This window comes from Pantoea phytostimulans, assembly GCF_046118715.1.
GTDB lineage: Bacteria > Pseudomonadota > Gammaproteobacteria > Enterobacterales > Enterobacteriaceae > Pantoea > Pantoea phytostimulans.
The window spans coordinates 339,138-355,272 of sequence record NZ_CP173700.1 but is presented as its reverse complement, the minus strand read 5'-3'; the positions used below and the strand labels follow the sequence as shown (position 1 = coordinate 355,272).

The window sequence follows — 16,135 nt, the reverse complement described above, 5'->3', positions numbered from 1 at the left end:
CGCAAATGTCACAGGGTAAATTCCTCCTCAAATCTCCTTATGTCATTATCTATATGTCATGAGTATGAATGTCATAACCTAAATGTCATCAGTTAGTGCGCACTAAGAGCACGCATATGTATTGTTGGCGGCGAGGGCAGTGTATTGCATAACATTTTGCAGGTGCGGTCACTTGATTGAGCCAAGAATAAATAACGCGCTTTGCCTGGGATAATTTCCGTTTTTCAAGCGGACTCCTTATTACACGATTCAGGCGGTAGTTACGTAAAATTGGCAATGATTAAGTCAACATTATGTCTTGCTCCGTTGGCTGTTTTCATCGCACGCATAACGTTAAGGGAGTGATTTTGGGCTTGTAAATTAATCAGTCTTATCAAAGGAAAGGAAAGTAATGAAACTAGTTACATCATCCTTTAAAAGCGATTAATACCCCTAGCCCGCAGCCAAGGCGAGTCCAGTTTTTCAAGGAGTCTGGTAACGCGGGGAAAGTCGAGTGTAAAAAATTATTTAAATGGCTGGTGGTAGCCAAACTGATACCCTTGTCGCTTACGATTCTCGCGGCTATGAGTCCTGAAACCGGCGCAATTTTCGCGTAGCAACGTCAAAATGCTCTGTATGAAAAAAATATGATAAAAAGCCGTCCCGTGTTTTTCCCGTCAGATACTTGCCCGTCCCGGCAGTATCGGAAAATCACACATTAAATCAGTTCAGGAAATCTCAAGACACCGGTAGATACGCTAAACGGTTACAAATATCCCAATATGAATGCCCAGCGCTGACATGCCTGGAAGGTCAGTCCAGGCTTGTCCGCTGTTTAAGCATCCTTGCTACATTGCTGGATAACTGACAAGCCTGTGATAACGCATATTATGCCAAGGCGGGAAGTCCCTTCAGTAGCTTATCCAGTGTTACCGGATAATCTCTCACACGAACGCCGGTGGCGTTGTAGATCGCGTTAACGATGGCCGAACTGACACCACATAAACCCAGCTCACCCACACCTTTTGCTTTCATGGGCGAGGAGATAGGGTCGGTGTCATCCAGAAAAATGACCTCCTGCTCAGGAATATCGGCATGAACGGGCACTTCATAGCCGGCCATATCGTGGTTTACAAAATAGCCCAGTCGCTTATCGACTATCAGCTCCTCCATCAATGCCCCACCGAGGCCCATCGTCATTGCACCAATCACCTGGCTTCGTGCGGTTTTGGGATTGAGAATACGACCGGCTGCGCAAACCGCCAGCATGCGGCGAACTCTGACTTCACCCGTTGCAATATCAACCCCGACTTCAACGAAGTGCCCTGCAAACGTTGACTGCTGATACTGCTCATCGAGATCACCAAACTCAATGCTGTCCTCTACGGTAAGGGGAGCTTGAGCAGCAGCAGCAAGCGGTGCACTGCGGTTTCCGTCATGTACCTGACCATCACTGAAGGTGGCATTTTGGGGGTCAAACCCAAGTTTGGCTGCGACAGTCTCGCGGAGTTTCACGCAGGCCGCATAAACACCTGACGTAGAGGTGTTTGCTCCCCATTGACCGCCTGAGCCTGCAGAAACCGGAAAGCTCGAATCCCCCAATCGCACAACGACCTGGTCAATGGAGACACCCATCATTTCTGCTGCCGTCTGGGCGATAATAGTGTAGCTGCCGGTGCCGATATCGGTCATGTCGGTTTCGACGGTAATGGTGCCTTTATCATCCAGATGCACGCGTGCACCCGATGTTGCCACCATATTATTACGAAAGCCTGCCGCCATGCCCATTCCTACCAGCCAGCGGCCCTCTCTGACCATTGCCGGTTTAGCGTTGCGGCGGCTCCAGTTAAAATGCTCCGCTCCGGTTTTAAGGCACTCAACCAGCTGACGGCGCGAGAAAGGGCGATCGGGATTAGCGGGATCGACCTGGGTATCGTTGAGAATGCGAAACGCGATGGGATCCATGCCCACTTTTTCTGCGATTTCGTCAATCGCAATCTCCAGTGCCATCATTCCTGGCGCCTCGCCCGGTGCTCGCATTGCGTTCCCTTCGGGAAGATCGAGCTTCGCCAAACGCAATCCTGTCAGGCGATTAGCGCCAGCATAAAGCAACTCTGTTTGCTGAACCGCTGTTTCTGGCGTGCCATCCGGTAGATTACCAGACCAACTTTGATGTGAGATGGCCGTAATATGGCCGTCGCGATCTGTGCCGATACGAATGTGTTGAATGGTTGCCGGACGGTGGGTCGTATTATTCGGAATCATGGGTCTTGGCAGCATGACCTTAACGGGGCGATTTATCGCGCGCGCCCCCAGCGCTGCCAGTAGCGCATCGCTACGCAGAAACAGCTTGCCGCCAAATCCACCACCGATATAGGGCGAAATCACGCGTACCTTCTCTACAGGCATATTGAGCGTTTTGGCCAAATCGGTACGACACCAATCAATCATCTGATTAGATGTCCAGACAGTAAGTTTGTCATCCTCCCAGATAGCCATAGAAGCGTGAGGTTCCATGGCCATATGACTTTGGTCAGGCGTCGTGTATTGCGCATCTAACTTGACCTCAGACGTGGCGAAAGCGCTGTCAAAATCACCGACCTTTTTATCGGTCTCGCCTTCGGGAGGCGTCGTTACGGTGGGTTTTTCATGTGCGAGATCATAGGCACCGGGCTCACGCTCGTACTGAACGTTAACCAGCGTCGCCGCTGCGCGTGCCTGTTCAAACGTCTCCGCTACCACGAGTGCAACAGCCTGGTGGTAGTGTTCAATGTTGTCGCCAGCCAGCAGCCGGGCAGCATTTCTCTCACCTTTATCCAGTGGGCCAGCATTTTCAGCGGTGACGACGGCAAGCACACCGGGTGCACGCTTCGCTGCCTGGGTATCGACGGCAGTGATTTTGCCTTTTGATATAGGGGCGCCGACAACATAACCATAAGCTGCATCGGGGGCTTCGGTATGCCATTCATAGGCATAATGCGCTAAACCGGATGTCTTCAATGGGCCATCTATACGACTTAACGGCTGACCAACCACGTTGAGCTGATCAATGGGATTATTCCCTGCGGGCTTTTCGAATTTCATCATTTATCCTCTCGCTTCCGCCAGTACCGACGCGAGCGTACGCTTCGCCAGAGTGATCTTATATTCGTTTTCAGCGGTGGGTTGCGCGCTGGCGAAGAGCCGATCGCATACCGGTTGAGCGCCATGAATAATTTCTTTATCCGCGTCCTCTAACCGCCACGGTTTATGGGCAACGCCGCCAAGCGCAACGCGGCCTGATTTATCAGGAAATATGACGGCGGCGACTGACACCAGAGCAAACGCATAAGAGGCGCGATCGCGCACTTTACGATAAATATGCGTTCCACCCAGCGGTGGGGGAAGGGTGACCGCAATAATAAGCTCCCCGGGATGCAAGACGGTTTCCAGATGAGGGGTGTTTCCCGGCGCACGATAAAAATCAGCAATGGGGATAGTGCGTTCACTCCCATCCGGGCTGACGGTTTCCACGACTGCATCCAACAGACGCATAGCGACGGCCATGTCGCTGGGATGGGTGGCGATACAATCATCGCTTGCACCTACGACAGCATGTTGACGACTGAAGCCATCAAGTGCAGCGCATCCGCTACCCGGTAGTCGTTTATTGCAGGGCTGATTGGTGTCATAGAAGTAAGGACAACGGGTACGTTGAAGCAGATTACCTGCTGTTGTCGCCTGATTGCGCAACTGTCCAGAGGCGCCTGCTAACAAAGCGCGCGATAACACGCCGTAATCGCGTCGAACTCGAGAGTCTGCGGCTAAATCGGTGTTACGAACCAGCGCACCAATGCGTAGCCCACCTTCCTGAGTCGCTTCGATTTTATCCAGTTCAAGGCCGTTAACATCAATCAGATGGGATGGCGCTTCGATTTCAAGCTTCATCAGGTCGAGCAAATTGGTTCCGCCCGCAATGAATTTAGCCCCTGAATGTTGCAGCGCACTGGCAGCTGCCTCAACGGGGGTTTTTACCCGTTCATAGGTGAAAGCTTTCATGATTTTTGCCCCTCCGCAAACTCTTCAATCGCAGCAAGAATGTTGGAATAGGCACCGCAGCGGCAGATATTACCGCTCATACGCTCACGTATTTCATCGGCAGTGACTTCAGGCGTGGAAACCAGATCGTGCGTGACGTGGCTGGGAATGCCCGCTTTGATTTCTTCAAGAACCGCAACCGTTGAACAGATCTGACCGGGTGTGCAGTAGCCACACTGATAGCCGTCATGCTTGATGAACGCCGTCTGTAAAGGATGCGGCTTTTCAGGCGTGCCCAGACCTTCAATGGTGGTGATCTCAGCATCGTGCTGCATGACCGCCAAGGTGAGGCAAGCGTTGATCCGTCGCCCATTAACGATAACCGTACAGGCGCCACACTGACCGTGGTCACACCCTTTTTTCGTTCCCGTGAGTTTAAAATGTTCACGTAGTGCATCAAGCAGTGTGGTGCGGGTATCGACTTCCAGCTGTTGATGATTGCCGTTCACTTTTAGTGAGATTTTCTCTAACGAAGGCGGGGGTGTTGCTGAGGATGCATTAACGCCAAAAGCAGCATCTGACGATACTGTGGCGGCGGACGCGGCCCTGAGTTTTTCACCGACCGCATTGTGGTGAGGTTTTGTCTCGCGTTGGCTGCTCATGCCAAACCTCCAGTAATTAAAAAAGACAATGGACAAAAGTTGGAATAAAACGGTTTTTGAAAAATTATTGAAGGTTAAGCATAGTCGGCATCTTCAAAAGAATTATCCGTATTGTCTACATGGCTTTATGAACAGGGCTGATAACCGATATTTTGATTCATTGAAATGAGAGGCACATATTCCGGCGAACGCATTCCCCCGCGCTGCAATTGCCTTTGTGACGCGGGATCATGGCCTGAATGAATGTGTATTTCAGTCTCTACACGCGGCATTGTTGTGCGGGCATCGGCTGAAGAGGGAAGGCTACTGTCAGTGAGTTGTTAAAAAGGATACTTGTTAAAACTAACAAGTATCCTCAATGTGTAATAACGGGTGATAGGGTATCTACATCACTTGAGCGTTTGATATTTTAAACAACTGTTCAGCGCGTTGCAGCAGCCCTCTAAACTCACCGATTTACCCTTGCTACAGTCCGTTTTTCGCTCATTAAAAACAGCGAATTTACGATGATTGCGGTCAGGGTTCCGGCAGCCATGCCGTTACCCAGAACCATCTGTACGGCTGAGGGTAAATTCTGATAAAGGCCAGGGACAAGGATCGGCAACATTCCCATGGCCAACCCGCTGGCTAATGCATAGGTTTTACCCGGCATATGCAGCGATTCACGGGAAATCATTTCGATTCCGATCACCCCAATTATGCTGAAGACAATGACAGCCGTGCCGCAAACAACCGGGCCGGGCAAGCCGGCTGCAAGGCGTACCAGAGGTGAAAACACGGCAATCAGGATCAACAGTAGGCCAGCTATCGCTGTGACGTGGCGTGATTTTACGTTGGTTGTACGCACAACGCCGATATTCTCGCCGGAAGTGATAATAAGAGAGGTTCCGAAAATCCCGCCAAGTAGCGACATGATGGCATCTCCACGAATAGTCCGTGGGATCGTTTTATGGACGTTTTGAGTAGAATTAACGATCTCAGCTGTCGCAATCGTTTGCCCGGTTGCTTCAGCCATAGAGATAACGGCGTAAATAAGTAAAGGCAGCGAGGCTGAAATATTAAATACCGGCCAGCCGAACGGGAAAAACTGCGGTACGCTTAGCAGCGGGCCGTGGCTGACACCGCTAAAGTCAGTCACGCCGAGCAGGATGCCGAGCAACGTTCCCGCCAGTAGGCCAAACATCACTGAAAGCTGACGCAGAATACCGGTAAAGACAAGCGCAAAAACCAGCGTGATCAGGATAGTACCCAGCGCCAACAAAATGCTGGTTGACGGTGCGAAATGAGCATTGGCTGGATGCGCAGTAATGAGCCCGCCATACAGACGTATCAAGTTAACGGAGACCAGCAGCAACATAATACCAATGATAAACGGTGGAAAATGGTGCAGGAAGCGGCGGAAAACGGGCAGGGCGATAAAGTAAAACAGCGACGTTAATATCACTGCGCCAATTGCCGTCTGGATAGTGGTCTGCAAAGCGATCGCAATGAAAATCGCTATTGGAGCACCGCCCGGAACCATGATAAACGGCAGCCGTGCGCCGAAACTTCCGATGCCAAGGCTTTGTAAGATTGCACCCAAGCCGCACATCAGAAACGTCGCGCTCAGTACCGAGAGGGTGATCGCATCAGTGAAATTGAGTGCATTTGCAATCAGGAAAACCGCGGTGATCGGTGTGGCTGCGACAACCATTACATGCTGAATCGCCAGCAACAGCTTAGTTTGCCAGGGCAAGGCTTCATTATCCGGTGCTGCGGAATCAGGTAGCGGCATATTGCCTCCCATCAACATTTAAAATAACCGCCAGCACAGGCTGGCGGAGAAAGGTTATTTCAGCCACGGAATGGCATCTGCGCTATAGCGATGTGCGCGAAACGTGCTGTTATGCTTGCCGGGGATAACACCGTTACTGAGATGTTCCGGGTATTCATTGAAATGCGGGATGATGTATTCCCACACCGTTTCACCCTGCGGCGTCACTTCAAACAGGCGGCCAAATGCTGACTCACAGATAAACGTATTGCCATTCGCCAGTCGCTGCGCGCTTCCCATATAGGGTGAGAAAAAAGCGGGCGGAAAAATGTCGCGATACTGCCATGTGATGGCTTTAGTCTGGGGATCAAACTCCAGTATCGTCGAGTGCGGTGAGGTCACTCCGGGGCGCAGATTGCCGTTATCAAAAACCAGAATCGAGCCATTCTCCATCTCAACCGGGGTATGCTGTTGAGCGACAACATCCGGGCCGGCGTGCCAGACAACCTTACCGCTCTCTTTCGCCACCGCGATGACGCCAGAGGTGGTGCGCAGACTCATCAGTACAAGGCCATCTCGGGTAACAGACAAACCGTTAATCATCGGCCAGTGGCGGCGGTCAAAAATGTCATGGACCGGGAAATCCTCCGGCGCCAGATGCTCCCAGGCACGCCATTCCCAAACGACTTTTCCCTCTCGAGTGACCTCTTTTACGATATCGCTTTGAATGATGCCGTCGGGTGCATCGCGACGCGGATCGCCGCCTGTCACGCGTGCCGCTATTTCTGCGGGTAAGGGGGCTGCCGTGGTATACAGCAGATTACCGTTCGCCAGCCATTGCGCGTCATGGTGGTGAAAAATATCTTCGTAATGCCACACCACTTCATTATCTGGTGTGACTTCATAGAAATCACCGCCGTGCCACAGATCCCACGCCGGGTAGAGTTGCGCTGAGTTACGGTGGCTCCCGTTATAACCCAGATTGCCGTTAGGAAGCAGAACAGCATCCCGTCCGGCACGGACCGGTAATTGCCACTGATGCGCAACTTCTCCTTCGTCATCGATCAGATAGACTCGACCGTCGGCTGTTTGTGGGGCGAAAAGAGTATAACCGCCAAAGCTTTTTGCTTTATCCGCGAAAGTCAGTCCGGTTGGACGGCGTCCGAGCGTAAAAGAGGGATCCTGATTTGAGTATGCCACGTAAGCTCCTATAAAAGATCTGTCGCTAAATTCGTCATTAAAACGTTTTAATGGAAATAGTAGACATTAACTTCTGCTCAAGCGCTACCTCTGAACAGCCATTCAGTAATATGATTTTGTTATGAATTAGGTCTGAAATTTATACTTGAGGAAATGTGTTACCCTGACCGAAAAATGCCGGGGATTACCAACACCATGCCAGTACAAGATAAAAAACGCGCAAAGTTGATTGATGTTGCACGCCTGGCCGGCGTTTCCCCGGGTACGGTATCCAATGCGCTTCATAACACCCGTTTTGTTGAACCTGAGACAAGACAACGTATTGAACAGGCGATCCAGGCGCTGAACTACACACCGAATATTCGCGCTCGCCAGCTGCGTACCGGAAAAACCAATACGATTGCGCTGCTCTCATCGTTACCGCTGTCTATTGCTTCCGGGGCATCAAAACTGGGCTTTATGATGGAGGTTGCGCTCACCGCGGCGATTATGGCGTTGGAAAAACAGCACGCGCTGATACTTGTGCCGCCAGGCAAGAACCCGCTGGATACCGTAACTTTCGATGCCGCTATTCTGCTTGAACCCGCTGAAAACGATCCGCAGCTGCTGGCGCTGGAACAGGCGGGGATCCCTTGTGTCACCATTGGCCGTACGCCGGGAACAACCACGCCAGTGCCCTGGGTTGATCTGCATTCAGCGACGACGGCTGATTTATTACTAACGCACCTGGCGGCGGAAGGCGCGAGTCAATGCGCGCTGTTTGTCGGCAACATACGCCGCACCTCCACGCTGGAGACGGAAGCCACCTATCGCCTCTGGTGCGAAGGACGGCAGACGCCGGTGATTTATTACCTTGATGAAGAGCAGGGCGAAACTGCCGGTTATCAGGCTACGCGCCAGTTGCTGCAGGATAATCCCGAGGTGGATGGCGTACTGATTCTGGTGGATACCTTTGCCAGCGGAGCCATCCGCGCCTTTCATGAAACAGCGACGGAGATACCGCAAAGGATGCGGTTAGTGACTCGCTATGATGGCATTCGGGCACGAGAATCCCAGCCACCGCTAACGGCGTTGAACCTGCACCTTGATGAGGTCGCCCGTCAGGCCATTACGCTGCTGTTTGACGTTTTGGCGGGGCATCAGGTTCTCAGTAGTGCTGGACAGAGGCCCGAACTGATAATAAGAGCCTCAACCCGAACCTGATATCCAGGAGATTGTGCAAAGTAATGACCACAAGAGGGTGGCACGTTTATGAAACTCCGCCTGGCATCAACTCTCGCCTCCCTTAACCGTAAAGCGCGGGCTGGCTGCCCGTCAGACGCCAGCGCTGACGTAAATGATTCCGGGCTATCACACCGTCATTTACAGCGTTAACTGGATGAGTTGCTTAAACGTCTCGGTCAGGCACAGGTCGATTTTTATCAGCTTAATGCTTCCGAAAGAGAGATGCTTGTTGAGGAAACACGCACGCACTCAGAATCCGATATTCACCCGCACCATAATCGTCTGTGCTCGCGTCTGCTGTTCATCCATTCCAAGGGTTGCCTGATAAGCGATCCCCGGCGTGATTTCATGTGGCAGCACAAAATCGATGCCCACACCCAGCGCCAGTGTCTGTTTGCTTTGCTCATACAGCGACATACTCCAGGTGTCATTGCCCACATCGGCATAGCCCACCCGGGCGCTACCGTTATCATTTATTAGCTGTGAATATTCCAGGCGGCTTTGCAGTTTCACAAAGCCCCAGGTGGTCGGCACGCTGTGCTCGCCGCGCAGACCCGTCGTGGTCACTACCTGAGTGAAACGCTGTGGGGCAAACGCCAGATTGAATGCCCCCGCGTCCGACTCGGCGTAGCCATCCAGCCAGGTACGGTAATACTGTAGGCGTGCGTAGGGTGAGATAAGGCTGTTAACCGTGCGGAAGGCGTAGCCAGAGGTCAGAGAGCTGAACACCTGACGCCCTGAACGATTGCCGCGCGCGAATGCATCTGATTCGCTGACGTATCGCTTGCTGTCGAACTCGAGACTGCTGTAACCCAGCAGTCCGTCAATAAAGAACGCATCTGGATGCCAGCTGCCATAGATTGCCGAGCTAAGCGAACGGCCATTGTCCCGAGAACCTGAATCACCGACATCACTCACGTCGCGGCCAAAGCCCAACCCCATCCCGGCGGTAAAGGCCGGAGTGAAGCGATAATCGGCACCGGTCGTGATACCCACCATCGTGTGGCTGAATCGCACGCTGTCATCTTTATCGCTGCCAAAATCGATATAGCCACCGGTCCAGTAAGAGAGGCGTTCACCGTCATGACTGCTGGCAAACGGCGACGGCGGCGGCTGTGCATGTTCATCCTGGTAATTTTGCTGCTGATGCCAGGCGCTGGCCCACAGATCTTTATCCGTATCACGCTCAGGGCGACTGGTTGGCATATTGAAACGGAGACCATTGTGACTGGAAGGCAGATTCACCCCGCTGTGCAGCTGTTCCAGGCGGTCATTGAAATTACGTATCTGGGCGCGTGCGAAGTTCTGCGCAGCCTGAACCTGAGCGCTAATGAGGCCAATCACGTCCGCATCTGTCGTGGGATTGGGACGGGCGGCAATGGTCAGCGTGATCTGTGCGGGCTGGGTGGTGCCGGAAGGCGCCGACAGTTCATAACGCAGGGCAACGGTGCCGCTAGCCTGTGCGGCGGCAGTGAACAACAATTGATATGACGTACCGGATGATTGAATGGAGGCGGTGCCGAGGTTGCTCTCTGGCTTATCCAGCAAACGTGCCGCGATGAAGGGGCCACCGGTCGCACCGTCAACCAGATTCACCTTCACCGACTGTCCGGCGTAAAGTGAGGCACTGTGGTTAGCCGCCACCGGTGCGGCGTTATTGATCGCCAGTGAATAAGCCGCCTGTGTTGTCTCTCCATTTGCATCTGTTGCGGTCAGGGTAAATGAAGCAGAACCCCCCGTTGTCGGAGTACCCTGCAGTTCACCATTGGCGAATGTCAGACCTTGGGGCAAAGTCCCGCTCATCTGCCAGCGGTAGGGTGCGGTTCCACCTGAAGCGCTGAAACGTTGCAAATAAGCCTTACCGACCGTTCCCTCCGGCAATGCACCGCTGGAGGGAACCATCACGAGCGTGGCCGCCGCCACATTCAGGGAAACACTGGCCTCTTGGGAGGTGCCAGATGCATTGGTTGCCGTGTAGGTAAAACTGTCGCTACCGGTGTAGTTACTGACCGGGGTGTAGCGAATGCGGGTACCTGCGGCGATGGCGGTGCCGTGACTGGCCTGCCGAATCACCGCGACGCTTGTGACTGTTCCTGCAATGCTGAGTGTGATGGCGTTATCTGAACTCCCCGCACCTACGCTGGCCATGACTGCGCTGGCAACCGGCACCGCCTCGTTCACATTCAGGGTATAGCTGACGGTACTGCCAGAACCGGCGCTATCGGTCGCCGTCACCTGAAAGTTGTAATTGCCTGCGAGCGTTGGTGTGCCCGAAAACACGCCGCTGGCACTGTTGAGCGTAATGCCAGCGGGCAGGCTGTTGGCGCTGTAGGTATAGGGTGAAGTACCACCAGAAATGGCCACAGTCTGTGACCAGGCGCTGCCCACTGTTGCGTCCGGGAAGGAACCACCCGCCGGTGTGAAAGTCAGTGGCGTTGCTGTAATGGTCAGTAAAACCGTGGCGTTGGCAGAGCTTCCTGCGCTATTTGTCGCATTATAGGTGAAGCTATCGCTGCCGGAATATCCGGGGTTTGGGGTATAGGTGATCGCGATGCCAGAAGCGGTTGCGGTGCCATGTGCAGGTGCGTTAGCGATATTTACCGCAGTGGCAACACCGCCAGATAGTGCCAGCGGAAGAGTATTATTGCTGCTGTTGGCACTGACTGTTGCCGCGATAGCACGGGCAATCGGTAACGCTTCGCTTACGTTCAATGTGTAATTGACAGTACCGGAGGCGTTATTGCTGTCGGTTGCGATGACCCTAAGGGTAAAGCTGCCCGTCGCAGTGGGCGTACCTGAAAGCACACCCGTGGTGCTGTCTAGTGTGATACCTGCGGGCAGGCCGGTTGCGGTCCACGTATAAGGCGCAGAGCCGCCAGAAGCAGTCAGCGTCTGCGTCCACGCGCTATTAAGCGTAGCGGCCGGAAGCGCACTCGTTGCTGGTGAGAAGGTTAATACTGGCGCGGTGACGGATAAAGAGACCGTGGCATTTGCAGAGGTTCCCGCGCTATTGGTCGCGTTGTATGTAAAGCTGTCATTGCCTGAATATCCGGCGTTTGGCGTGTAAATGATCTGGGTGCCGGAGGCCGTTGCGGTGCCATGTGAAGGCGGTGCTGCTACAGCAACCGACACCGGCGTGCCGCCACTGATCAACAGTGTAAGCGCGTTGTTTGTGCTGTTCGCCGCAACCGTTGCTGTAGCGTTATTTGCTATCGGCATGGCTTCTTCACGCGTCACGGTGAGTGTGTAAGAGCGGGTAGTTGTCCCGTCCTGTGCTGTCACGACCACCGGAATGCTGGTTGCTACGCCTGATGACAGGCCGATCGCCGAAGAAGCGGAACCGGATGTTATTACTGAACCGTTTACTGTGACAGTCGCACTGGAATCAGCGGTAAGAGGCGTAACGGTGATGGAAGATACGCTATTCGCAACAGAGGCCACATAGCTTGTCGTACCTGAGCTGAACGACGGTGAGAGTGTGCCTGCAGAGAGATAGAGGCCGCTTAGCGCTGCATCGCTGGATACTGCAATGCTGCCAGTGCAGCTGAAAACGACGTTACTGAGTTCCCCATAGGTTGTGGTGAGGCGAACTCGAAGCCCGCTGGAAGCGAGAGTGCCTGCTGCCAGATTTATGGTGACGGTATGAGGTGAAGTACTGGTAGCGTTGGCGGCATTGTATGTCTGAGAATTGCTGTAGTTGTAACCTGCGACACCGATGCTGTCAGCGCTCATCACATTGCCACCATATCCGCTTCCGCTGTCGGTGAAACTGACTGTCAGGGCATCGCTGACATCAAAATCTGATGCGGGATACGCATTGGAAGTAAATGACAGGGACGTCAAACCAGAAAGCGCATTAACAGCCGAACATCCGTTCGACAGGGCGTACGCGGATGAGAACGGGAATGCGAACAAAACGAGAAAAGTAAAAACGAAACTGGCTGCGTTGTGCAGCCTGAGGTCGTAACGCGCCATTATTCACCCAAGGAATAGTTTATAGTTTTTGTTAAATAGGAATGGTCCTATTTTTCAGATTAACATGGGTGGTTAGGGCAGGATGGATTGATTTGCAGCACAACTTACTGCTTTCTTGTGCGATTGCAGGGCCCCGTTTTCGGTTGATGAAGGTACTTATAAAAGCCGTGTTGATAGAACTTTATTCCGTTGAAAAGGAAGACAAATCAGTTAGCGTCGACTTATCGCGTTACTCCTGCTGTAAAGAATGAGATGCGTAAAGTGTAGGTTCTTGGTGGGCACATCTTTTAGCTGTCGACGGGACGTCGTGACGGGAAAAGCTACGGTTCGCGACAATGCCACATCTAAACTTACTCATCAAGATTGTGGCGAAAAATGAGAAACTCACTAAATTCGAGTTTCGTCTTATACATCCTCGCTCTTGTCTCTGAGAAAATTCTGTAATTCTCCAGGTCGTTCAAATTAACGGGCTGGCCTGTTACTTTTTTTTGGGACAAGAAAATGACAAACATCCCTTTGAATCTGACCTTACTCAACGACGGCATGGCGTCTCAACGCGTGACGTTGCCTCAGGGCAAGCCGTTTCATCTCAACGCTGTTGCGGGCAACCGCTATCTCATTACCCAAGGGGCAACGAAAGACGCCTCAGGTCCTGATAAGCTGAAATTGAGCCGTAAAGACAATCATCTTGAAGTCCGCATTGACGGCGATGAGCAGCCGCAACTGATTATTCTTGAGTACTACGAGCAGCCAGGCGATGTACTGGGCGTTGACGCCCGCGGTGATCTACATGAGTACGTCAGCGCCGACGCCGTCAGCGGGGAAGCAGAAGCATTCGAAGATAATTACAGTGCCGTGATGGTTATGAGCCGCAATTCCGCGGGTCCGCTCGAGGCTTTTTATCCGATAAATGACTACGGCTTTCTCAAGGCGGCGGCCGCCTTTGCCGGTTTACTGGGCCTTGGCGGCGTCGTTCTTGCCATGCAGAACCAGCACAGCGGCCCGGCTGAAAAAATCCCAGCACCGACTATTGTCCAAGGCCATGATAATTTCGGCAGCGTCACTGGTTCGTTGCAACAGAGGGCCGTAACCAACGACCCGTCGCCTGATATCAGCGGCCAAGGCAGTAAACCTGGCAACATTATTCATATTTACGCGAACGGTGAGCTGCAGGGTTCGGCCGTGGTTGGCGAGGATGGCAGTTGGATATTTACGCGGCTGTCCCTCTCTGAAGGCACGTATCAGCTAACAGCAACGGAAACCAGCGTCGAGGGCAAGGTTAGCCCAGCGTCCGTTAAGTTTGAGCTGAATATTGATCTGACACCGCCTGCGGTCTCGATTGACAGCGTGACAGATGACGTCGGTGACCTGACCAGCAACATTTCTTCCGGCGGGCTAACCAACGATAACCAGCCGCTGTTAAGCGGCCAGTCGGAACCCGGTGCACTTATTGAAATCAGTATTGATGGTCGGGTAGTCGGCAGTGTTATCGCTGGTGCCGACGGCAGTTGGGCGTTCCAGGCACCTACGTTAAGTGAGGGTGAGCATCGCTTCTCCGCCACCGCCACCGACACGGTCGGCAACACCAGTCTGCCGACCGTGGATTATCCCATCACTATTGATACGGTTGCGCCGGACGTCAGCATTAGCACTGCGCTGGATAACGTCAGCGGTGGCATAGAGGGCGGCAATCACATCGGCAACAATGGGCTGACCAACGACAGCCGCCCGGTTATCAATGGCAGCGCGGAGCCGGGCAGCCGGGTAACGATTTACGACGGCGTAAACGCAATTGCCAGCTTCGTCACCACCACGGCGAACTGGACGTGGCAGTATCCGGCGGGGGCGCGCTTCAGCGACGGTACGCACCTGCTGACGGTGAGGGCGGTCGATCCGGCCGGCAACGTTTCTGCAATCTCCGAAAGCATCACCTTCAACGTCGACACCCAAGCCGCGCTGCCGGTGCTGAGCGGCATCACCGACGCGGTAGCGGGCGGCGTGACCGGCGCGATTGCCCTCGACGGCACCGGGCTGACCAACGACAGCCGCCCGGTTATCAGCGGCAGCGCGGAGCCGGGCAGCCGGGTAACGATTTATGACGGCACAAATGCGATTGCCAGCTTCGTCACCACCACGGCGAACTGGACGTGGCAGCATCCGGCGGGCGCACGCTTCAGCGACGGCGTGCACCTGCTGACGGTGAGGGCGGTCGATCCGGCCGGCAACGTTTCCGCGACCTCCGAAAGCATCACCCTCAACGTCGACACGCAGGCCGCGCCGCCGGTGCTGAGCAGCATCACCGACGCGGTGGCGGGCGGTGTGACCGGCGCGATTGCCCTCGACGGCACCGGGCTGACCAATGACAGCCGCCCGGTTATCAGCGGCAGCGCGGAGCCGGGCAGCTTGGTGACGATTTACGACGGCGCAAACGCGATCGGCAGCTTTGTCACCACCACGGCGAACTGGACGTGGCAGTATCCGGCGGGGGCGCGCTTCAGCGACGGTACGCACCTGCTGACGGTGAGGGCGGTCGATCCGGCCGGTAACGTTTCCGCGACCTCCGAAAGCATCACCCTCAACGTCGACACGCAGGCCGCGCCGCCGGTGCTGAGCAGCATCACCGACGCGGTGGCGGGCGGTGTGACCGGCGCGATTGCCCTCGACGGCACCGGGCTGACCAATGACAGCCGCCCGGTTATCAGCGGCAGCGCGGAGCCGGGCAGCTTGGTGACGATTTACGACGGCGCAAACGCGATCGGCAGCTTTGTCACCACCACGGCGAACTGGACGTGGCAGTATCCGGCGGGGGCGCGCTTCAGCGACGGTACGCACCTGCTGACGGTGAGGGCGGTCGATCCGGCCGGTAACGTTTCCGCGATCTCCGAAAACATCACCCTCAACGTCGACACCCAGGCCGCAACGCCGGTACTGATCAGCAGCACCGACGCGGTGGCGGGCGGTGTGACCGGCGCGATAGCTAACGACGGCACCGGGCTGACTAACGATGCACAACCGATGCTACAAGGGACGGCGGAGGCGGGTAACCTGGTGACGATTTATAGTGGTGACGTTGCTGTCGGCAGCGTCCGTGCCGACGCCGTAACGGGGGCCTGGAGCTGGCAGTTCACGGGCAGTGATAAGTTTGATGAAGGAAAGCACGTGCTGACCGTGCGTGTGACCGACATGGCAGGGAACGTCTCTGCGCCCTCTGAGAGTTTATCATCACCGTCGACACCCTACTTTCTGACCCAGTGGGTGATGTGCTATGGGACGGCGAAACGTTAACGATAAAGTTTGAAAGCACCCAATATCAAGTGGGTGATAC

General features: G+C 54.2%; 8 protein-coding genes. 2 read left to right on the top strand and 6 right to left on the bottom strand.

The window, feature by feature from the left end; translation table 11 throughout:
- Positions 1 to 867 precede the first annotated feature (867 nt).
- The 5 genes from paoC to ACF2G4_RS22215 all read right to left on the bottom strand — a co-directional run bounded on the left by paoC (position 868) and on the right by ACF2G4_RS22215 (position 7,611).
- Entirely contained in the window at positions 868 to 3,063 is a 2,196-nt protein-coding gene (gene paoC / locus ACF2G4_RS22235) for an aldehyde oxidoreductase molybdenum-binding subunit PaoC (protein WP_409076465.1), read from the bottom strand.
- 3 nt (positions 3,064 to 3,066) lie between these two features.
- Positions 3,067 to 4,017: a xanthine dehydrogenase family protein subunit M gene (locus tag ACF2G4_RS22230; RefSeq protein WP_215844792.1), complete on the bottom strand. Its 951-nt coding sequence runs from the start codon at positions 4,015 to 4,017 to the stop codon at positions 3,067 to 3,069.
- A complete protein-coding gene (paoA, locus tag ACF2G4_RS22225; RefSeq protein WP_409076309.1) occupies positions 4,014 to 4,658 on the bottom strand; it encodes an aldehyde dehydrogenase iron-sulfur subunit PaoA in 645 nt (214 codons plus the stop codon). Before paoA ends, ACF2G4_RS22230 begins: the two co-directional genes overlap by 4 nt.
- Positions 4,659 to 5,106: 448 nt before the next feature.
- Positions 5,107 to 6,432, bottom strand: coding sequence for a uracil-xanthine permease family protein (locus tag ACF2G4_RS22220; RefSeq protein ID WP_409076308.1), 1,326 nt, complete (start codon positions 6,430 to 6,432; stop codon positions 5,107 to 5,109).
- 54 nt (positions 6,433 to 6,486) lie between these two features.
- On the bottom strand, positions 6,487 to 7,611 hold the full coding sequence (locus ACF2G4_RS22215; protein WP_409076307.1) for an aryl-sulfate sulfotransferase: 1,125 nt from the start codon (positions 7,609 to 7,611) through the stop codon (positions 6,487 to 6,489).
- 195 nt (positions 7,612 to 7,806) lie between these two features.
- On the opposite strand from ACF2G4_RS22215, the gene ACF2G4_RS22210 reads away from it, so the two are divergent.
- Positions 7,807 to 8,814 carry a substrate-binding domain-containing protein gene (locus ACF2G4_RS22210; protein WP_409076306.1) on the top strand — a complete coding sequence of 336 codons (1,008 nt, stop codon included), beginning with the start codon at positions 7,807 to 7,809 and terminating at the stop codon, positions 8,812 to 8,814.
- A gap of 270 nt (positions 8,815 to 9,084) precedes the next feature.
- On the opposite strand, the gene ACF2G4_RS22205 is transcribed toward ACF2G4_RS22210, so the two are convergent.
- On the bottom strand, positions 9,085 to 12,678 hold the full coding sequence (locus tag ACF2G4_RS22205; protein ID WP_409076305.1) for an autotransporter domain-containing protein: 3,594 nt from the start codon (positions 12,676 to 12,678) through the stop codon (positions 9,085 to 9,087).
- A gap of 633 nt (positions 12,679 to 13,311) precedes the next feature.
- Here ACF2G4_RS22205 and ACF2G4_RS22200 point away from each other — a divergent pair.
- Positions 13,312 to 16,095 (top strand): Ig-like domain-containing protein, encoded by a 2,784-nt coding sequence (locus tag ACF2G4_RS22200; protein WP_409076304.1) that lies wholly within the window; start codon positions 13,312 to 13,314, stop codon positions 16,093 to 16,095.
- Positions 16,096 to 16,135 lie beyond the last annotated feature (40 nt).

Coding starts and splice junctions, on each gene's coding strand:
- paoC (WP_409076465.1), bottom strand. CDS start 3,063: ATGAAATTCGAAAAGCCCGCAGGGAATAATCCCATTGATCAGCTCAAC.
- ACF2G4_RS22230 (WP_215844792.1), bottom strand. CDS start 4,017: ATGAAAGCTTTCACCTATGAACGGGTAAAAACCCCCGTTGAGGCAGCT.
- paoA (WP_409076309.1), bottom strand. CDS start 4,658: ATGAGCAGCCAACGCGAGACAAAACCTCACCACAATGCGGTCGGTGAA.
- ACF2G4_RS22220 (WP_409076308.1), bottom strand. CDS start 6,432: ATGCCGCTACCTGATTCCGCAGCACCGGATAATGAAGCCTTGCCCTGG.
- ACF2G4_RS22210 (WP_409076306.1), top strand. CDS start 7,807: ATGCCAGTACAAGATAAAAAACGCGCAAAGTTGATTGATGTTGCACGC.
- ACF2G4_RS22200 (WP_409076304.1), top strand. CDS start 13,312: ATGACAAACATCCCTTTGAATCTGACCTTACTCAACGACGGCATGGCG.